The 18,463-nt window shown below is 49.6% G+C and carries 16 protein-coding genes and 3 tRNA genes; 9 read left to right on the top strand and 10 right to left on the bottom strand.

Annotation, left to right across the window (positions count from 1 at the left end; all coding sequences use genetic code 11):
• The first annotated feature begins 1 nt into the window (after position 1).
• Positions 2-1,066, top strand: a complete 1,065-nt coding sequence (locus ICL55_RS26265; protein ID WP_188103099.1) for a sensor histidine kinase — start codon at positions 2-4, stop codon at positions 1,064-1,066.
• Positions 1,044-1,781 (top strand): LytR/AlgR family response regulator transcription factor, encoded by a 738-nt coding sequence (locus ICL55_RS26270; protein ID WP_188103102.1) that lies wholly within the window; start codon positions 1,044-1,046, stop codon positions 1,779-1,781. Before ICL55_RS26265 ends, ICL55_RS26270 begins: the two co-directional genes overlap by 23 nt.
• On the opposite strand, the gene ICL55_RS26275 is transcribed toward ICL55_RS26270, so the two are convergent.
• The 3 genes from ICL55_RS26275 to ICL55_RS26285 form a co-directional block, all read right to left on the bottom strand.
• Entirely contained in the window at positions 1,776-2,165 is a 390-nt protein-coding gene (locus ICL55_RS26275; RefSeq protein WP_188103103.1) for a thioesterase family protein, read from the bottom strand. The two genes, ICL55_RS26270 and ICL55_RS26275, sit on opposite strands and share 6 nt — an antisense overlap.
• A gap of 59 nt (positions 2,166-2,224) precedes the next feature.
• Positions 2,225-4,096 (bottom strand): Nramp family divalent metal transporter, encoded by a 1,872-nt coding sequence (locus ICL55_RS26280; protein ID WP_188103104.1) that lies wholly within the window; start codon positions 4,094-4,096, stop codon positions 2,225-2,227.
• Positions 4,097-4,184: 88 nt separating this feature from the next.
• Positions 4,185-4,844 (bottom strand): metal-dependent transcriptional regulator, encoded by a 660-nt coding sequence (locus tag ICL55_RS26285; RefSeq protein ID WP_188103105.1) that lies wholly within the window; start codon positions 4,842-4,844, stop codon positions 4,185-4,187.
• Positions 4,845-4,973: 129 nt separating this feature from the next.
• Here ICL55_RS26285 and ICL55_RS26290 point away from each other — a divergent pair, with 129 nt between their 5' ends.
• The gene (locus tag ICL55_RS26290) at positions 4,974-5,924 is read left to right on the top strand and encodes a hypothetical protein (RefSeq protein ID WP_188103107.1); all 951 of its coding nucleotides are present in this window, start codon (positions 4,974-4,976) and stop codon (positions 5,922-5,924) included.
• A 126-nt stretch (positions 5,925-6,050) separates the two neighbouring features.
• Here the strand turns inward: ICL55_RS26290 and ICL55_RS26295 are convergent, their stop codons facing one another.
• The 5 genes from ICL55_RS26295 to ICL55_RS26315 form a co-directional block, all read right to left on the bottom strand.
• Entirely contained in the window at positions 6,051-6,713 is a 663-nt protein-coding gene (locus ICL55_RS26295) for a phosphate/phosphite/phosphonate ABC transporter substrate-binding protein (protein WP_188103110.1), read from the bottom strand.
• 91 nt (positions 6,714-6,804) lie between these two features.
• Positions 6,805-6,879 (bottom strand) — tRNA-Val (locus ICL55_RS26300).
• Between the two features lie 32 nt (positions 6,880-6,911).
• Positions 6,912-6,986: transfer RNA gene (locus ICL55_RS26305), tRNA-Val, on the bottom strand.
• A gap of 40 nt (positions 6,987-7,026) precedes the next feature.
• Positions 7,027-7,101 (bottom strand) — tRNA-Val (locus ICL55_RS26310).
• A gap of 192 nt (positions 7,102-7,293) precedes the next feature.
• A complete protein-coding gene (locus ICL55_RS26315) occupies positions 7,294-9,456 on the bottom strand; it encodes a cation:proton antiporter (RefSeq protein WP_188103112.1) in 2,163 nt (720 codons plus the stop codon).
• A gap of 168 nt (positions 9,457-9,624) precedes the next feature.
• Between ICL55_RS26315 and ICL55_RS26320 the strand changes: the two genes are divergently transcribed.
• From ICL55_RS26320 to ICL55_RS26330, 3 genes are read left to right on the top strand one after another with little or no spacing between them, the layout of a single operon-like run.
• On the top strand, positions 9,625-9,933 hold the full coding sequence (locus tag ICL55_RS26320; RefSeq protein ID WP_188103114.1) for an ATP-dependent Clp protease adaptor ClpS: 309 nt from the start codon (positions 9,625-9,627) through the stop codon (positions 9,931-9,933).
• 15 nt (positions 9,934-9,948) lie between these two features.
• Positions 9,949-10,587: a leucyl/phenylalanyl-tRNA--protein transferase gene (gene aat, locus ICL55_RS26325; RefSeq protein WP_188103116.1), complete on the top strand. Its 639-nt coding sequence runs from the start codon at positions 9,949-9,951 to the stop codon at positions 10,585-10,587.
• Between the two features lie 56 nt (positions 10,588-10,643).
• A complete protein-coding gene (locus ICL55_RS26330) occupies positions 10,644-11,255 on the top strand; it encodes a DinB family protein (RefSeq protein WP_188103118.1) in 612 nt (203 codons plus the stop codon).
• 15 nt (positions 11,256-11,270) lie between these two features.
• Here ICL55_RS26330 and mtaB read toward each other — a convergent pair whose 3' ends face one another.
• Positions 11,271-12,548 carry a tRNA (N(6)-L-threonylcarbamoyladenosine(37)-C(2))-methylthiotransferase MtaB gene (gene mtaB, locus ICL55_RS26335; RefSeq protein ID WP_188103120.1) on the bottom strand — a complete coding sequence of 426 codons (1,278 nt, stop codon included), beginning with the start codon at positions 12,546-12,548 and terminating at the stop codon, positions 11,271-11,273.
• A 104-nt stretch (positions 12,549-12,652) separates the two neighbouring features.
• On the opposite strand from mtaB, the gene ICL55_RS26340 reads away from it, so the two are divergent.
• The 3 genes from ICL55_RS26340 to priA all read left to right on the top strand — a co-directional run bounded on the left by ICL55_RS26340 (position 12,653) and on the right by priA (position 16,481).
• Positions 12,653-13,102, top strand: coding sequence for a DUF4258 domain-containing protein (locus tag ICL55_RS26340; RefSeq protein ID WP_188103122.1), 450 nt, complete (start codon positions 12,653-12,655; stop codon positions 13,100-13,102).
• 167 nt (positions 13,103-13,269) lie between these two features.
• Positions 13,270-14,043, top strand: coding sequence for a lysophospholipid acyltransferase family protein (locus ICL55_RS26345; RefSeq protein WP_188103123.1), 774 nt, complete (start codon positions 13,270-13,272; stop codon positions 14,041-14,043).
• A complete protein-coding gene (priA, locus tag ICL55_RS26350; RefSeq protein ID WP_188103126.1) occupies positions 14,040-16,481 on the top strand; it encodes a replication restart helicase PriA in 2,442 nt (813 codons plus the stop codon). Before ICL55_RS26345 ends, priA begins: the two co-directional genes overlap by 4 nt.
• On the opposite strand, the gene ICL55_RS26355 is transcribed toward priA, so the two are convergent.
• Entirely contained in the window at positions 16,482-18,455 is a 1,974-nt protein-coding gene (locus ICL55_RS26355; RefSeq protein ID WP_188103128.1) for a hypothetical protein, read from the bottom strand. It lies immediately after the preceding gene.
• Between the last annotated feature and the right edge of the window lie 8 nt (positions 18,456-18,463).

Raw genomic sequence — 18,463 nt, forward strand, 5'->3', positions numbered from 1 at the left:
TTTGGCAAAAGAATTATACAAAGGGAACTCCCGGTGGAGTTTCCTTACCTCATTCCTGATATGGCTGGTATTGTATGCAGCCTTGCTGTATTACTGGTTTGATCTGACCGCATGGCAGGCTATTTCAGACAGTTCCGTGCACGTTGTCTTACTGGGCGGCGCCGGTTTCCTGATCAGCCGTAATCTGTCGTACTACCGTCCGGGCGCGGGTGTCAACAAGTTCCTGTATGTAACGGTGGTGAGTTCGGTGATGGCGGCCCTCTGGGTATTTTTCACCCACTGGCTGTTAGAGACCACCTTCGATAACGACCCGGTGTACCTGCGCTGGCTGAATAGTGCCATCCCCATCCATTTTATCGTAGGATGTATGATCATCGCCGGTATTGGCTACCGCAGCCAGTTGTGGTACGATGAAGAAGAAGAACAGGGCGAAAGGGAAAGGAGAGAGGCCAACGAAGCCATTATCCGGGAAGCGGAATTGTACAAGCTGCGGCAGCAGTTACAACCGCACTTTCTGTTCAATAGCCTCAACTCTATTAATGCACTGATCATGCTGCGCCCGGAACAGGCCCGTGAAATGGTGCTCAAGCTGTCCGACTTCCTCCGTGGGTCGCTGAAACGGGAAGATGACCATTGGATATCACTCAAAGAAGAACTACAGTACCTGCAGTTATATCTGGATATCGAGAAAGTGAGGTTTGGTCATCGTTTATCCACCAGCGTTAGTTATGATGAAGCGGCAGAGGCTATGTATATGCCACCCATGCTGCTGCAACCGGTAGTAGAGAACGCTATTAAGTTCGGGCTCTATGATACGGTAGGAGATATCTGCATCACTATCAGGGCTTATGTGGAAGACGGGATGTTGCTGCTGGAAGTGAAAAACCCGTTTGATAATGAATTGCAGCAGCCCAACAAAGGCACCGGGTTCGGGCTGACCTCCATCAGACGTCGGCTGTACCTGCTGTTTGCACGGCAGGACCTGATGGAAACAGGTGCACAGGAAAATATTTATACCACGCTGATTAAAGTACCACAAACACATGATAAAAGCAGTAATAATTGATGATGAACCTCTGGCACGTGAAGTGGTAAAGGAGTTCCTGGCAGGCTACCCACAGGTACAGCTGATGCAGGAATGCAACGATGGTTTTGAAGGATTAAAAGCTATTCAGCAACACCAGCCGGATATTATTTTCCTCGATATCCAGATGCCGAAGATCACCGGTTTTGAAATGCTGGAACTGGTAGAAACCATGCCAGCCGTGATATTCACTACCGCTTTTGAAGAACATGCACTCCGCGCTTTCGAAGTACACGCAGTGGATTATCTGCTGAAACCTTTCTCCCGTGAACGTTTTGACAGGGCCTTTCAGAAATGGCTGGAACAACATAACAGCAATGCCGCCGCTACGGCCGCACTGCTGGAAACAGCCGCTGCTACGCCATTGCAGAACAACCGCGTGGTGATTAAAATCAACGGGAAAATAAAAATCATCCCCGTACAGGACATTCACTACCTGGAAGCGGCAGATGATTATGTGAAGATTGTAACGCATGAAGGTAGTTTCCTGAAAAACAAAACCATGTCGTTTTTTGAGCAGACGCTGGACCCGCAGCAGTTCACCCGGGTGCACCGTTCGTATATACTCAACGTTAATCAGGTAACGCGTATCGATCCTTATGAGAAGGAAAACCACCTGGCGATCCTGCGCAGCGGCGCCAGGGTGCTGGTGAGCAAAACTGGTTATCCCCGGCTGAAAGCGGCGCTGGGCTTATAAAGCAGCAAAACGCCGTTCGAGTTTTTCTTTGAGCAATATTTTCTGTCCCTGAGTGCCCCTTGCAATAAGCCGGTTACCCACATGGGCTTCATAACTACAAATAATTTCATTTCCCTGCAGCGCTGTGATGGTAGCGGTAAAATGTACTTCACTGCCCTGCAGGGCCGGTGAAAGATGTTCCACGGTCAACATGGTACCGATACCTTCCTCTTCTTCCGTTTTCATTTCCAGCACAAACAACCGGCAACACCATTCCGCATCACGTCCCAGTGCAAATGTGGCATAGACGGGATGTACCCGACCACTGTCAAAGGCAGCACAGTCTTCTGCCCGTACATGACGGGTAAAGTGTTTCACATCGCCGGGCTGAAAGGTGGTTTGCATAATCCGCTTTTTTAGCTGTTCAAGTTAAGCTGTAATTATCAATCGTATAGTTATCTCCGTTATTGCACCACCAGCACCGGTACCTTCACAAAGTGGCGCACCTGATTGGCTGTTTCTCCATATATCCAGTCCTTGATGCCTTTGTGGCCATGGCCGCCAAGTACGAGAAAATCAGCTTTTTCATGGTTGACGATGCGGGCAATTTCTTTGGCGCGATGGCGGAAGCCCAGCATACCACGGGCTTTGATGCCACGGCTGTTTAACAGCGCCAGGTAAGTGTCCAGCTGTTCCTGGTCTTTCCGTGTTTCGAAGTCATCGGATTCTGTACCGAAATATTTGGCAGAAGCACTTTCCACGATGTGTATCAACAGATACTCCGTATGCTCGTTACCGTGAGCAATGGCGTTGGAGATGATTTGTTCGTCTTTTTTGCTGAATTCCAGCGCCATGGCGATGCATTTGTATTCCGGCTTTTCCAGTTCACCGAGAGACACCTGCGGCGTGTGGATGCCGCCGGATGCTTCCTGGCGGTAGCGGCTGATCAATGGATATACCACGGTGACGATCAACAGCACCACAAAGCCGAGAGAGGCCAGGATGATGATACCGTCCACGAAGACATTACCGTTGCCGGAAATGTAGCCCATTGCTTCTGTATATACCATGCGCATATTCAAATATACCAACAAAGCGGTGATGGCCCAGCTGAGCACTTTAGTGCCGGGTTTGATGGCGAATTTGCCCATGGTATGTTTATCGCTCACGAAGTGGATCAGCGGGATGATAGCGAAGCCCAGCTGCATGCTCAGCAGTACCTGGCTGAAGACGAGGAGGGCGCCTACCTGGTTTTCTCCGGCGATCAGGATCACGAGGAATGCCGGTACGATGGCCAGCAAGCGGGTCAGCAGCCGGCGCAGCCATGGATTGATACGCAGGTGCAGATAACCTTCCATGATGATCTGCCCGGCGAGGGTGCCGGTCACGGTGCTGCTCTGTCCGGCGGCAATCAACGCCACGGCGAAGAGGATGGGGGCGAGTTTGCTGCTCAGTAATTGCTCCAGCAGCTGGTGTGCGTCCTGAATTTCTGCAATGTCTGTACGGCCGGTTTTGAAGAACACGGCCGCTGCCAGGATGAGGATAGCAGCGTTTACCAGAAAAGCGAGATTGAGTGCGATGGTGCTGTCCACAAAATTGAGTTTCAGCGCCTGTTTGATGCCGGCATCGTCCCGTTTGATTTTGCGTGTTTGTACCAGTGCCGAGTGCAGGTAAAGGTTATGTGGCATTACGGTGGCGCCGATGATGCCGATGGCGATATAAAGGGCGGTGTTGTCCGGGATGGAAGGGATGAAGCCTTGTGCTACTTCCCGCATATCGGGTTTGGCCATGACCAGCTGTACCAGAAAAGAAATGCCGACGATGGCTACCAGCGCTACAATGAAGGCCTCCATTTTTCGGATACCGTACCGTTGCAATATCAGCAGGAGGAAGGTGTCCAGTACGGTGAGGCTCACGCCCCATATCAGGGGCAGGCCGGTGAGCAGTTGCAGCCCGATGGCCATGCCCAGCACCTCAGCAAGGTCGGTGGCGGCGATGGCCACTTCCGCCAGGAGGTACAGGATGAAGTTAACACTGCGTGGATAGGTTTCCCTGTTGGCCTGCGCCAGGTCGCGGCCGCGAACGATGCCCAGCCGGGCGCTGAGGCTTTGCAGCAGCAGGGCCATCAGGTTGCTCATCAGCAGTACCCATATCAGCTTATAGCCGTATTGGCTACCACCGGCGAGGTCGGTGGCCCAGTTGCCCGGGTCCATATACCCTACGCTGACAAGGTAGGCCGGCCCGAAAAAGGCGAATAGTTTTCTCCACTTCGATTTATTGCTCGTATCTATGCTCTGATGTACCTCACTTAGTGACGTTGCGCGATTGTAGTCCATAATAAATTCAATTACGAATCACGAATGACGAATGACGACTTACGAAAGAACCCGGAATTCGTAATGCGTCATCTGTCATTCGTAATTTTTAAACGGGTCTTACCATGATATTTTTAGCTACCTGCTCACTAATGGTGAGGGACGGTGCATGTTTCATTTTGATTTCGATGGAATTGTCATATTCGTAGTGGGCGACAATTTCCAGTTGGGTGCCGAGGCGGATGCCTTTGGCATTAAGGAAAGCCAGCAGGGCTACCGACTGGTCCGTAACGGCCGTGACCACCAGCCTTTTGGCGTTGGCCTGGTCCAGTGATGTTTGCGGGCGTGGTTTGGCCATCCGGCCATGGGCATCGGGGATGGGATCTCCATGCGGGTCTACGGTCGGATTGCCCAGATATTCACTGAGACGGTTGGTCAGTTTCTCGCTGCGCACATGCTCCAGCTCTTCAGCCAGCTCATGCACTTCTTCCCAGCTAAAAGCCAGCTTATCTACCAGAAAACATTCCCACAGCCGGTGACGGCGTACAATCTGCAAGGCAGTTTTACGGCCTTCAGCGGTAAGCGTGATACCTTTATATTTTTCATAGTCGATCAGTTGTTTGTCTTTTAACTTTTTCGCCATGTCCGTTACAGAAGCCGGTTTGGTATCCAGTTCATACGCCAGGGCGTTGGTTGTTACGGCTGTATCCCCTTCCTGGAGCTTATATATGGCCTTCACGTAGTTCTCTTCTGCAATAGATAAGTTCATGTCGTCTAAAATATTGTTTAGACAAATCTAAATAATTTAGTTGAACTTTTCCTCATCCGGTATGTTTTTTGATTTTAGCTGCGCACATATAAAAATTATATCTAACTTTTCGCCCTGAATCAACTTTTCATGAAGCGTTACCTGTTATTATTATTGACAATTGTTGCACTGGCAGCCTGCAAATCTAAAAAGACACCTGGCAGAGGCGCTGATGAGCCCATGACATTCGAAGACTTCCAGGAATTGTTTACACCCGGAACATTACCGTATAAACTGAATGCAGACTCCCTGCAGCTGAAACAGTCCGACTCGCTGGCTGTTGCCGTAGCAGACGTGAGCCGCTTCCTGACGGATACCCTCATGAAGGGAGATTACGGTAAAACAGAAAAAGTAAAACTGTTTCCCCTGACCCGTATACAGGGAAGTGTGACCAACTACATGGTCATTAAAGCAGTAGGCCGGACACAAACCACCGGTTACCTCTGTATACTCGATAAAAAAGGAAAATACCTGAACCGTTTGCGTATAGCCAACACCGGTAGTGCTGATGGTACGGTGATTTCTACTTCCATCGATAGTAAAAATGTGATCAAGGTAAGCTCTGAGAAAAAGCTGAGCGGCAGCAATACTGCATTGAAAGAAGATTTTTATGCGGTGAACAAAGACGGGTCTGTCCAGTTGATCATGACTAACTCCAACGGACCTACTACGCCTGGTCAGATCTTCAATCCTATCGATACCCTGCCCCGCAAGCATAAATTCTCTGGTGACTATACCTCCGGTGACATGAGCCTGATCTCTATCCGTGATGGTGAAGACGGCAAAACTTTCCAGTTCTTCATTACTTTCTCCAAAGACAATGGCAACTGTAAAGGTGAGCTGAGTGGAAAGGGCCATTATATCGCTGGTAACAGAGGTGAGTATAAAGACAAGGAATCATCCTGTGGCATTGCCTTCCAGTTCTCATCCGGCAGGGTTAATATCCGCGAAATAGGTGGTTGTGGTGCTTACCGTGGCATTAAATGTTTCTTCGAAGGAAACTATGTCAAAAAAGCGGAGAAGAAGAAAAAGAAACCGTAGTTATTGAGAGATTTTTTGATTTACGAATTTTTTGATTTCGCAAATAAAAGAAGAGAAGACCGAAGCGGGTAATCACTTGCTTCGGTCTTCTCTTTTATAGATCTACAAAATCAAAAAAATCGTAAATCAAAAAATTCCGAAATTTTCCAGTATTTCCTTTACCACTCCGGGATTGGATTGCACATTCAGAAACCGGTAGTAGGATGCGCGTGTGACCCCTTCCAGGGCGCTTTTATGATTGCCGGTATAAACGATATCAGAAAAATGTGTTTCCGGGTTACTGATGCCTGCGGCGCTGAGTGCCAGGCGGGGAATAAGGTTGCCGGAAGTAGAGCCTTTGTTGACAAAGGCAAAGGTGCTTTTCCCTGTCACGGTTTGCAACGACCGGATATCGTTGCCGGAAAAGTCATGCCGGGCCACAATACAGGATTTATAGTGGTCGCTGCCGGTATCAGTGGGAAATTGCAGTGATACAGCGGGGACATAGTTTTGCTGTGATTGCTGATCGTAGAGCAGGTATCCCATGGTGCTGATAAAAACGATATCTGCTTCCTGCCGGGACAGTCCTTCGATCAGTTGCTGTACGGAGGGATAACTCACTACTTTTACGCTGCAGCCCAGTTGTTGTTGAAGTACGATTGCCAGTGGTTGCAGGTTCGCGGTCCTGGTGTTGGTGCTGTACTGATATGTGGCCAGTACCAGTGTGTCAGGTGGATGGCCTGCCAAGGTAGGGAAGGAATACAGGTTGCCGGTGATCAGCAGTGCTGCCAGCCATATAAGCTGTTTCATTTGTGGATGTTTATGGGTGGGGAAATGTATGGGGCTAAGGTAGGTATTAAAACAAAAAAGCCACTCAGTAGTACTACTGAATGGCTTTGTGTGGGAGCTACTGGATTCGAACCAGTGACCCTCTGCTTGTAAGGCAGATGCTCTGAACCAGCTGAGCTAAGCTCCCGGAAAAAGATCTTTTAAAGACGATGAAGTGTGTGGGAGCTACTGGATTCGAACCAGTGACCCTCTGCTTGTAAGGCAGATGCTCTGAACCAGCTGAGCTAAGCTCCCTAAAAAAGATCCTTTCAATAATTCAAAAAAAACTAAAGTGTGGGAGCTACTGGATTCGAACCAGTGACCCTCTGCTTGTAAGGCAGATGCTCTGAACCAGCTGAGCTAAGCTCCCTCTTTCTTTGTTTACCGTCGAGCCTTTCGTTCGATGGGATTGCAAAGGTATAAACTATTTTTATTCTACCAAATATTTTTTAAAACTTTATAGAGATGATTGCTTCAAACCCTTTGTTACAAAGGGTTTGAAGCGGGTGAAAAATATTTATCGTTCCTGATATGAATGATGAATTGTATACATAATGTACGATTATGACCCTTTGTTTTTGGGTCCTTTGAAGATACGTTTGAACGCTTTTCCAAGTTTGTTCAGATTGGCCAGTTGTTCCTGTATCGGCGCCAGGGTAAGGTCATCCGGCTGCAGCCCGGCTTCCAGGTAGTCTATTTCTGTTTGTTCCGGATACAGCAGAATAACGTTATTGTCTTTAAAATGGCGACTTACTTTAGCAGGAATATTTTCCAGATAAGCGTGATAGGAGAGGGTGCCTTTGCGGGCGGTCACTACTACTACCAGGTCATCACGGGTTACCTCGCGGGAAAGGATCAGGAAGTCTTCGATGGTTTCGAATTGTTTGAAGGTGACTTCCACGCTTAATTTGGACTGTGTGATAAAAGCTTCTGTGAGCGATTGTGTTCTGGCATTGGAGAACACCAGCAGTTTGGCGCCGGCCTGTTTGGCCAGCAAAAACATTTTCTGCATATAGTGCAGGAAGCCCAGTTCATATTCTGTATTGGGCGGCAGTACCAGCACCATTTTTTTAGTAGTGTTGAGCGGGTGCAGGAAGTTGCACACATATACCGTTTCCCATACGCTCTGCAATACGTTGTCCATGGTAGTACCGAAGATATTGCCGAAGAGACGGTCCGTAGTGCTGGTTTTGTCTGTCCAGCCGAGGATCACGTCGCTGATCATCAGTTCTTTGGCTGCGCGGGCAATGCCGTCAGACACGTTGAGATCGATGCGGGTGACTACCTGCACATTGCTTTCGGTGGCCGCTGCATGTATGATGGCTTTTTCCATCATTTTATTGGTGAGATGGATTTTGTCGCGTGCTTCTTCGTTGTCCTGTACCACCGCCAGCGGATAGATAGGCGTAGGCGCTTTGGCATCTTTGATCATCACGGCAAAGTCCAGCAACGCTTCGATACGTTCGGGGTTAGAAACGGGCACCAGTATACGTTCCGGCTGGTCCGGCAGCTCCGGTTTTTGTTCTGCTTCCTGTAGTGCCAATCGGCGTCCGGCATTTTCTGTAACGAAGGAGCCTACCAGGCAGGTTATGAGAATGAGCACCACGGTGCCATTGAGCACATGTTCATCTACGATGCCCATATTAAAACCGATCAGGATCACCGCGATGGTGGCGGCCGCGTGGGCGCTGCTCAGGCCGAAGATCACATTCCGTTGGGTGGGACTGTATTTGAAGATCAGCTGTGTGAAGAAGGCGGCAAACCACTTACTGCTAAGGGCCATGATGGTGAGCGCGCCTGCAATAATGAGCGCTTCGGGCCCTTTGAGCAGCACACGGAGATCTACCAGCATGCCTACACTGATCAGGAAAAACGGAATAAAGAGCGCATTACCTACAAACTCGATACGGTTCATCAGCGGCGAAGTATGCGGGATCAGCTGGTTGAGCGCCAGCCCGGCGAGAAACGCGCCGATAATGCCTTCTACGCCGGCCAGTTCCGCGAGAAAAGCTGCCGCAAACACGAGGGCCATCACGAAGATAAAGTGGGAGGTTTTATCGTCCTTGATCTTCTTAAAAAACCAACGTCCGAGCATGGGCATCAGCCACAGGATGATCAGCGCGAATATCGTCAGGGAAATGCCCAGTCTCACCCAGAAAGCGGTGTTGAGGTTGCCGGCCTGCGCCCCGGTGATAACAGCCAGTATCAGCAGTACGGCGGTATCGGTAATGATGGTGCCGCCTACAGCAACGGTGACCGCTTCATTTTTGGTAATGCCAAGCCTGCTGGCCAGCGGGTAAGCTACGAGCGTATGGGTGGCAAACATGCTGGATACCAGCAGCGTGGCCTTGAAGTTAAAATGCAGTACATAGGTACACACCACAAAACCGAGCAGCAGCGGGATGAAGAAGGTCAGTGCCCCAAACACCATACTGCGGTAACGGTTCTTGCGAAACTCTGTCATGTCCAGCTCCAGACCGGCCAGAAACATGATATACAGTAAGCCCGCCTTGCCAAACAGATCGATACTGCCTTTTTCGATTATACCGAAACCGTGATCACCAATAGCCATACCGGCGAGTATCAGCCCGATGATACTGGGGATACGGAATTTGCGGAGGATAATCGGGGCCAGCAGAATAATAAACAGTACCAGCGAAAAAATAGGTACCGGATCTTTCAGGGGCAGATGGGTATCCATCAATAAAACCAAGCTATGGACCATATAACACATTGTTATTTTGTTTATTGTCTGTTTACCATTCCTGCGCCGGATAGCGGCGTGAAGCAGCGAATATGAAAATAAACAAATCTTAAATAATCAATTCTCTGGGTCAAATATGAAGAAATTAACGAATAATCCATGTAATTTTGCGTAAAGCTTTATTTAAAAATGAGCGAAAGAACTAATACACAGGTATTTACGGAAGAGTTGGAGGACATCCTGGTGGCTGAAGATGAGCAATTTCCCTTCAGTCTGGTGGTGTGGAATGATGATGTCAATACCTTCGATTGGGTGATCGCTTCCCTGATTGAAGTCTGCGGCCATACCCACCAGCAGGCGGAGCAATGTGCCCTTATTATACATCACAATGGTAAATATGCTGTGAAGGAAGGGGAATACCACAAGCTGCGCCCTATGTGGGAAGCGCTGGTGGAAAGAGGTATCAGCGCCACTATCGAAGAGATGGCGGACCGCTAACCGATTGTATTGTCCATGCCCGTTTTCCGTCTCAATAAACAACTGCTTTTCCCTCCGGTGCATCTCGCAGAGCCGGATGGCCTGCTTGCCGTAGGTGGTGACCTTTCTGTGGAAAGGCTACTGCTGGCCTACCGCTCCGGTATCTTCCCCTGGTTCGACGAACGCCCTATACTCTGGTGGAGCCCCGATCCCCGTTTTGTATTGTTTCCGGCCGACCTGAATGTGTCTTCCAGTATGAAGCAGGTGCTACGCCGTCAACAGTTCCGTATTACCTACAATGCAGATTTTCCTGCTGTCATCGAGCGTTGCAGTCGTATTGCCCGCCGCGGGCAGGACAGTACCTGGATTACGGATGAGATGCAACAAGCCTATATCCGCCTGCATCAGGCAGGCTATGCCATGTCTGTGGAGGCCTGGCTGGATGACCAGCTGGCAGGCGGTCTGTATGGGGTGAAAATTGGTCACTGTTTCTTTGGGGAGTCCATGTTTTCGGATGTGAGCAATGCTTCCAAAGCAGCTTTCATCACTTTTGTACAGGCTTATGCAAAGGAGCTGAAGCTGATCGATTGCCAGGTGGAAACGGAACATCTCGCCTCACTGGGCGCAGGTTTCATCTCTCGTGAAACCTTCCTGGAACTGATAGAAATGCCCTGATTTTTGTAGCTTTGTGGTGCTCACCGACCCCATTTTTCCACTTAAACTTTACTGCCATGAAAAAAGTGATTTTATCTTTGGCCGTAGTACTGTTTTCCAGCTTTATTGCCCTTCCGTTGCGCTTTACAAAGGATGATGAAACCAAAGCGCAGTTGATTACCCGGCTGAAAGACTCCAAGAGTGATTTGCTGAAAGCGGTGGCAGGGCTTACCGATGCCCAGCTGGAATACAGGCCGGCGCCCGATCGCTGGTCTATCATTGATTGTGTGGAACATCTTACTATCATTGAAAAGGCCATGACAGACGCAGAGAAAAAACTGGTAGCAGAAACGCCTGATCCGGAGAAAAAGAAAAACCTGAAATATACAGACGAGCAGTTGATCAAGATGGTGGAAGACCGTAGCCAGAAACAGAAAACACCGCCATTTGGGATGCCTAAACACAACTATGCATCTCCTGCAGATGCCATCAATGCTTTTGTGGCACAAAGAGACCAGGTGATAGATTATGTGTCCAATACCAAAGACATGCTGCGGGCGCATATTTACAATGATCCCGAATTAGGCTACGTAGATGCGTACCAGTTATTGCTGTTTAACGCTGCCCATACGATGAGGCATATCAAACAGATCGATGAAATAAAGGCTGATCCGGGTTTCCCGAAATAATTGCGCCGTTGAAGACTAGCGCAGTTCCCAGTCCACCAGCTGATTGACCCATTCCTCGCGGAAGTGGGTAGTGACGCGGATGTAGTTGTCGGTATAGCCTTCCATCATGCCGTCTTTGCCGTGACTTTCAAACAGTACTTTGCGGGTTTGGTCCAGGTGTTGTTCCTGGAAGTACTGTTGTTTTTTGTGGCTGAGGTTACGCAGTTGTTTATTGCGTTCATGGCGAATGTTGACCGGCACTACAGGGCTGATGTCGAGTGCGGGGGTATTGGCCCTTTCGGAGTAAGTGAATACGTGCAGATAAGACACGTCGAGATCGTGGAGGAAATCGTAGGTGTCCTGGAAATGAGCATCGCTTTCAGAGGGGAAACCAACGATCACGTCCACGCCGATAGCGCAGTGTGGCATCAACTGTTTGATGAGCGCTACTTTTTCCGCGTACAGTTCGCGGCGGTAGCGGCGGCGCATGAGGCCCAGTATTTCGTTGTTGCCGCTCTGGAGCGGTATATGGAAATGAGGCATGAACCGTTGGCTGTTGGCCACGAATTCGATGATCTCATTGCTGAGCAGGTTAGGTTCAATGGAGGAGATGCGGTAACGTTCGATACCTTCCACTTTGTCCAGCTCCTGTATCAGTTCAAAAAATGATTCTTCTCTTTTTTTGCCGCCGGTGAGGCCTTTGCCGAAGTCGCCAAGGTTAACGCCGGTGAGGACGATTTCCTTTACGCCGTTGGCTGCCAGCTGAACAGCATTTTCCACTACGCTGGTAACACTATCGCTGCGGCTTTTGCCTCTGGCCATGGGGATGGTACAGAAAGTGCAGCTGTAGTCGCAGCCGTCCTGTACTTTCAGGAAGGTACGGGTACGGTCGTTCACGGAGTAGGAGGCGTGAAAAGTGTTGACATCTTCAATGTCGCAGGAGCAGATTTTAGCGCTGTTGCCTTTGGTGAGCGTTTTCAGGTGCTCGGTAATATTGAATTTTTCGGCGGCGCCCAGTACCAGGTCCACCCCTTCGATAGAAGCGATTTCCTGTGGTTTGAGCTGGGCATAGCAGCCGGTGATCACCACCATGCTTTCCGGAGCGCGGCGCTGGATACGACGTACCAGTTGCCGGCATTCCTTATCGGCATTATCCGTTACAGAGCAGGTGTTGATGACATACACATCTGCCGTATTCTCAAAATCTGTCTTTACAAACCCATCCTGTTCCAGCAACCTGCTCAAAGTGGAGGTCTCTGAAAAATTCAGCTTACAGCCGAGTGTATGAAATGCTACTGTTTTAACCTGTTCCATAAAGGAGGGCAAAGGTAGGAACTTTTTATGTCATAGTTTGGTAAGTAATTATTAAGTAATTTAGGGCCGCTTTTCTTAAAAAGGTGAGTCCTGTTTAATCGTATATGAGATCATTGCAAAAGTATCTGCCCGTTATTTTACTGGGATTATTATTATTGGCCGGCTGGCATCAGGAATGGTGGAAAGGGAGCGATAAAAAAGCTTCTGCGCCTATTACGGACAAGCCCGTCGTAACACCTTCCGGCAGGATGTCCGCCCATGTATCTGAAGGAGCGCTCAACCGTCAGGCACGGCTGGAATATACCAAACATGCCATTTGTCGGATGGACTGCCGTCATGTGACTAAAGAAGAAGTGCAGGAAATCCTGTCCACCGGTATGATCAATCCGGAAAAATCCAATCCGAACGACCAGCCATGCCCTACCTATGCCCTGGAAGGCTATTCCCACGAAGGGCAGCACCTCCGTATTGTATTTGCCCCCTGCGACCAACAGCACGCGAAAGTGATCACCTGTATTGATCTGGAAAAAGACTGGACCTGCTCCTGCGAGTAGTGCACGCAAAGGAGCAAAGCAGCAAAGGCGCAAAGTATTTTATTTTTTTATTTTATGATCAGGTGGTTCTTGGCGCCTTGGTTGCTTTGCGCCTTTGCGAGAAATAACCCCTTTGCGAGAAAAAAGTCGTAGTTTTCCGCCATCATTCACATTTCTACAAGGCGTTTATGAATTTTCTACTGAAACCGTTGCGTGTAATCTATGTTGTGTACGCCGCTATCGTTTTCCTGTCCATCATGTTCCTGATCCTGCCGCCAATTTTTCTGGCGTCTTTGCTGGGGAAGGAAAAGGGTGGAAATATCATCTTTTATTTTCTCCGTTTCTGGGCCCATGTGTGGTTTCCGGCGGTAGGCATGCGGGTTACCCGTAAATATGATTGTGAGAAGGAGAAAGATAAAGAACCTTGTATCTATGTGGTTAATCACCGTTCCTATCTGGACGCGGCCATCGCGGTAAAAGTGATGCGTTTGCCGTTCCGCCCGCTGGGGAAAGTGGAAATGGCCAAAATCCCGGCCTTCGGATTTATTTACAAAAACTCTGTGGTGTCAGTTGACCGGTCCAACGCATCGGCCCGCGCACGGAGCGTAAGGGAAATGATGAGCGCCCTCAAGGCCGGCATTTCCATCCTGGTGTTCCCTGAAGGAACGACCAATGAGTCCAATGAGCCGCTGCGTCCGTTCCACAACGGCGCCTTCCGGATGGCCATTGAAATGCAGATTCCTATCAAACCTGTGTTATATGTTGATGCCGGAGACCGGTTACCTCATACCGGCCCTATGCACCTGAACCCCGGCAAATGCCGTGTGGTGTTTCTGCCAGCCATTCCGGTGGCAGGGCTTACCCTCGATGATATCAACACGCTGAAACAACAGACCTATGAAATCATGGACAGGGAGCTCCGGAAATACCGTCATTATCCAACATTGCAACCCGTAGGATGAAGTACGCTGATGTAATACTGCCGCTGGCCCTTCCCAAAAATTACACTTATTCAGTCCCTGAAAGCATGGAACATGCTTTACAGCCGGGAAGTCGTGTGGCAGTACAGCTGGGAAAACAAAAAAAATATGCAGGCATCGTGAAAGCGGTGCATGAGCAGGCGCCTGCCTATAAAACCAAGTCGCTGCTGGATATGCTGGATAAAGATCCTGTCGTATATCCTACACAGTTAGCCTTCTGGTCATGGATCGGCAGCTATTATATGTGTAGCGAAGGAGAAGTGCTCAACGCGGCGCTTCCTGCACACCTGAAGCTTTCCAGCGAAACACTGTTGTTATATAATGATGCTTACGGCGACGATTTTACCGCGCTCGATGATGATGAATATCTCATCGCGGAAGCGCTGCATATCCGGAAAGAACTGCGCATCGAAGAAGTACAATTAATCCTCGATAAGTCGGAAGTATATTCGGTCATCAAAAAACTGATCGAGAAAAAAGTATGTCTGATCTATGAAGAACTGAAAGAAGTTTATCGGGAGAAAAAAGAAAACTTCGTACAGCTGCATACAGACTACCACGATGAAGAACAGCTGGCAGCGCTCTTCAATGATATGGGCCGCGCGCCCAAACAGATGGAGCTTTTGCTGGCTTATCTGCATCTGCAGAAAACAGAAGGAAATGTAAAACAAAACGACCTGCTGAAGAAGTCAGGGGCTACCACAGCTCAATTGAAAGGCCTGGTCGATAAAAATATCCTCTGGATAGAAAAAAGGACCGTCGACAGGATCCGCACCGGTAAAGTAGATGCGCAGATCGACTTTAGCCTGAGTCCTTCACAGGAAGTGGCCTTACACGCTATCCGCCGTCATTTTGAAGATAAACAGGTAACCCTGTTGCATGGTGTTACCTCCAGTGGCAAAACACAGATATACGTGAAGATGATGGAAGAGTGCCTGGCCTCCGGCCGGCAGGTGCTGTATCTGTTGCCCGAAATAGCGCTCACCGCGCAGATCATCACCCGGCTGCAGAAACATTTCGGCAGCAGCATCGCCATCTATCACTCCCGCTTCAGCAACAACGAACGGGTGGAGATATGGAACAAAGTCAAAAACGGCGACGTACAGATTGTGCTGGGCGCCCGTTCCAGCCTGTTGCTGCCCTTCCGCGACCTGGGCCTGATCATCCTCGATGAAGAACACGACGCTTCCTATAAACAGCAGGACCCTGCACCGCGTTATCATGCGCGGGATGCAGCCATCTATTATGCCAGCCTCTTTAAAGCCAAAGTGCTGCTGGGTTCCGCCACACCGGCACTGGAATCCTATTACAACGCACAGCAGGGCAAATATGGGCTGGTAGAGCTCAATGAGCGTTTCGGTGGTATACAGATGCCTGCCATCGAAGTGGTGGACATCAAACAGGAGATGGCCGAAAAAACCATGGACGGTAATTTCACGCAGGCATTGAAAACAGCCATCACCCAAAGCCTCACAGAGAAAAAACAGGTGATCCTTTTTCAGAACCGGCGCGGATATGCACCCTTCCTGCTGTGTACTACCTGTGGCTGGATACCGCATTGCAAACAATGTGACGTATCACTGACCTATCACCGTAACCAGGATAAACTGCATTGCCACTATTGCGGCACCCGTTATCCTTACGTGTATACCTGTGAGGCCTGCGGCTCCCAGTCACTTATTCCGAAAAGTTTTGGTACCGAAAAAATAGAAGACGACCTGCAACAGCTGTTCCCTGAAGCGCGTATTGCACGTATGGACGTGGATTCTATCCGCAACAAGGACAGTCACAACAAAATGATCCGTCTACTGGAAGAGCAGGAGATCGATATTTTGGTGGGCACGCAGATGGTGGTAAAAGGGCTGGACTTCGATAATGTAAACCTCGTAGGCATCCTCAGTGCCGACAGTTTGTTGAGCTATCCCGATTTCAGGGTAAATGAGCGGGCGTTTCAGCTGATGGAGCAGGTGAGTGGCCGTGCCGGCCGTAAACACGGCATGGGTAAAGTGTTGATACAAGCCAGCAATACCCGTCATCCTATCCTGCACTTTGTAAAAGAGCACGATTATAAAAGCATGTATGAAGCCGAAATAGCGGAGCGGCAGCAGTTTGGCTATCCGCCGTTTTTCCGTGTGCTGAAGCTGACGTTGCGGCATAAGAACCAGCAGGTAGTGGAGCAGGCCGCGCAGATCCTGGCCAGCTGGCTGCAACCGCATATCGGTGCGCAACTGGTAGGACCGGCAGCGCCGCTGGTGGCAAGGGTCCGGAACAACTACCTGCAGGAAATGCTGATTAAACTGCCGCGTGACGGTAGAGTGATCGCTCACGTAAAACAGGTGCTGCGTGAGTTCTTCGTGCAGTTGCTGGCAGAGAAACGTTTCCGCTCCGTGGTAATTGTGCCGGACGTAGATTGTGTATAACTATTGTTTCTTCACCAGTGTCAGCTGTTGCAGTTGTAATTTTCTGAACCGGTCGAGAATATTTCCCAGTGTTTTTTTGTCTTCCCCTTTTAACTCGCTCTGGCTGTACCATTCGATAATAAAGATGTGCAGCCGGCTATTTTCTTCTTCACATCTCATTTTAAGTCCCAGCACATTGTTATGGGTGATGTCTGCCGTGAAGGCGGCTTTGTCTGCCAGGGTATATCCTGCCGGCAGATCGATGTGTATGCGTTTCTCCTGATAATAGGGGAATGCCAGTTGCACCGGCTTGTCGCCCTCCGGAAGCTGGTATTTATAGTTTTGCACGCCGGCTAATAACGGCCCGATGCTCAGCAGGTAATGATTGCCGTCCTGTACGATGAGACCCGGTGTTTCCAACGTGCTGTTCACCACCACGGGCTTGTCGAGCGGGGCGTTGGTGAATTTTTCATTCTGCGCTTCAACAGACACTACGGTGCGGGCGCCGGGAATGAAAGGCAGCAGGGCGTTGAAGATATTGTTGCGTTCTTCTGTGGTGGTGGCTTGTATGAAGGCGTTTTTAGCATTGCTGCCGCCGTAGCCGCCGAAGGACTGTGTTACCTTCCAGACAGGATGACTTATGGAACTCAGACTGGCTTCCAGCGTGCTGTTGCTAAAGGTATACTGTGGCTGTGGTGTCATGATGAAATCAGTGAGCACCTTACTTTCCGCACCTACGAGGGTATCGCGGCAGCGCAGCGCGAGCGTATTGCTCCAGATGGGCGGGTAACATGGATAACGTGTATTCATCTCCGTAGGAGCCAGCGCCTGTTGCTGAGAGGGGAAATACAGCAGGATATTGTTAGCTGCGGCGCGGTTCACCAGATCTTTCTGTAAAGGGATGGTATCCCGCGAAGCGGTAGCCAGCAGCTGTACAGGGATATTCAGGGTGTAATATGCGGCCATCATCAGTTTTACCATACCATTCCTGTCCGTTTGTTTGGTGCGGATGATGGTGCTCAGGTCCTGAGCTTCAAAGAAATCGCTGGCAGGCCGAAGGCTATAGTTTGTTTTAATGTGTTGTTCTACCAGGTAAATCAATTGCGGAACCGGAACGCGGTATTTCAGAAAAGGCCAGCGGTCCAGTTCCTTTTCCAGTTGCCGCTGTTCGTTTTTGCTGACAGACACATACGGAATATAGAGGTCCTGCCCGAACTGTTGCCAGGAAAGGCGGGTAGTATCCCTGCCTTCCACGGCGGAGCTCAGCGCGAAATCAATGCGTTGCAGCTGCGGCAGGAAATAATAGAAATCGTTGTTTCTCAAGGCAGGCACCTGATGCAGGGCTACTTGATGGTAGTAGTTGTTGCCGGCTACGCTGTCAGTAACGCCCGGTACGCCGTTGGCTGCGTGAAAGTTGAATTGCAGGTTGCGGGGCGCTACCAGCATAAACTGTGTCTGTCCGCTGGCGATGCCCGACTGGAGATAATCTGCGCCGGCGTAGTCGAACATTTCTTTGAGACTGAGTTCATATTCCAGTTCGCCGCCGGACTGCACCTGAATATTGTTGACTACCACGGCTGTGCGGCCATCATTGAGTTTGAGCGATCTGGTCTGATCTGTCAGGTTGATGATTTTTCCGTCGGGGAGAAGCGACCGGATACGGAAGCCACGCAGCAATTCGCCGTTTTCCAGCGTCAGCGCCAGCTGGGTAAGGCTGTCGGCAGCGGCGGTGGTATTGATGTGTATTCTTTTGTAAACTGTTTTATAATGTGTGATGGCTTCCGCTTTATCACGGCTGGTGATATTGAAGTCGCGCGCTATCTTATAGCGGGTGATATAGTAAGGTGCTTCCGCTGCTGCGCCGGTAAGGGTGACTGTTTCCGGCTGTGCATTGTCTTTCCAGGTATCAGGATAGTAGTTGTTAATCTGGGCGGATGTTAACAATGGCAAGCTGGTGATGCATATAACGGAGAGAAAGAATATAAGTCGTTTCATGATAGCGA

The organism is Chitinophaga varians, assembly GCF_014529945.1.
Lineage (GTDB): Bacteria > Bacteroidota > Bacteroidia > Chitinophagales > Chitinophagaceae > Chitinophaga > Chitinophaga varians.

What these genes read in the sequence shown, in the direction of transcription:
- ICL55_RS26355 (WP_188103128.1), bottom strand. Translation starts at nt 18,455, where the DNA reads ATGAAACGACTTATATTCTTTCTCTCCGTTATATGCATCACCAGCTTG.
- ICL55_RS26290 (WP_188103107.1), top strand. Translation starts at nt 4,974, where the DNA reads ATGAAGCGTTACCTGTTATTATTATTGACAATTGTTGCACTGGCAGCC.
- ICL55_RS26345 (WP_188103123.1), top strand. Translation starts at nt 13,270, where the DNA reads ATGAATTTTCTACTGAAACCGTTGCGTGTAATCTATGTTGTGTACGCC.
- ICL55_RS26315 (WP_188103112.1), bottom strand. Translation starts at nt 9,456, where the DNA reads ATGGTCCATAGCTTGGTTTTATTGATGGATACCCATCTGCCCCTGAAA.
- ICL55_RS26270 (WP_188103102.1), top strand. Translation starts at nt 1,044, where the DNA reads ATGATAAAAGCAGTAATAATTGATGATGAACCTCTGGCACGTGAAGTG.
- ICL55_RS26295 (WP_188103110.1), bottom strand. Translation starts at nt 6,713, where the DNA reads ATGAAACAGCTTATATGGCTGGCAGCACTGCTGATCACCGGCAACCTG.
- ICL55_RS26320 (WP_188103114.1), top strand. Translation starts at nt 9,625, where the DNA reads ATGAGCGAAAGAACTAATACACAGGTATTTACGGAAGAGTTGGAGGAC.
- priA (WP_188103126.1), top strand. Translation starts at nt 14,040, where the DNA reads ATGAAGTACGCTGATGTAATACTGCCGCTGGCCCTTCCCAAAAATTAC.
- ICL55_RS26330 (WP_188103118.1), top strand. Translation starts at nt 10,644, where the DNA reads ATGAAAAAAGTGATTTTATCTTTGGCCGTAGTACTGTTTTCCAGCTTT.
- ICL55_RS26275 (WP_188103103.1), bottom strand. Translation starts at nt 2,165, where the DNA reads ATGCAAACCACCTTTCAGCCCGGCGATGTGAAACACTTTACCCGTCAT.
- ICL55_RS26285 (WP_188103105.1), bottom strand. Translation starts at nt 4,844, where the DNA reads ATGAACTTATCTATTGCAGAAGAGAACTACGTGAAGGCCATATATAAG.
- mtaB (WP_188103120.1), bottom strand. Translation starts at nt 12,548, where the DNA reads ATGGAACAGGTTAAAACAGTAGCATTTCATACACTCGGCTGTAAGCTG.
- aat (WP_188103116.1), top strand. Translation starts at nt 9,949, where the DNA reads ATGCCCGTTTTCCGTCTCAATAAACAACTGCTTTTCCCTCCGGTGCAT.
- ICL55_RS26340 (WP_188103122.1), top strand. Translation starts at nt 12,653, where the DNA reads ATGAGATCATTGCAAAAGTATCTGCCCGTTATTTTACTGGGATTATTA.
- ICL55_RS26280 (WP_188103104.1), bottom strand. Translation starts at nt 4,096, where the DNA reads ATGGACTACAATCGCGCAACGTCACTAAGTGAGGTACATCAGAGCATA.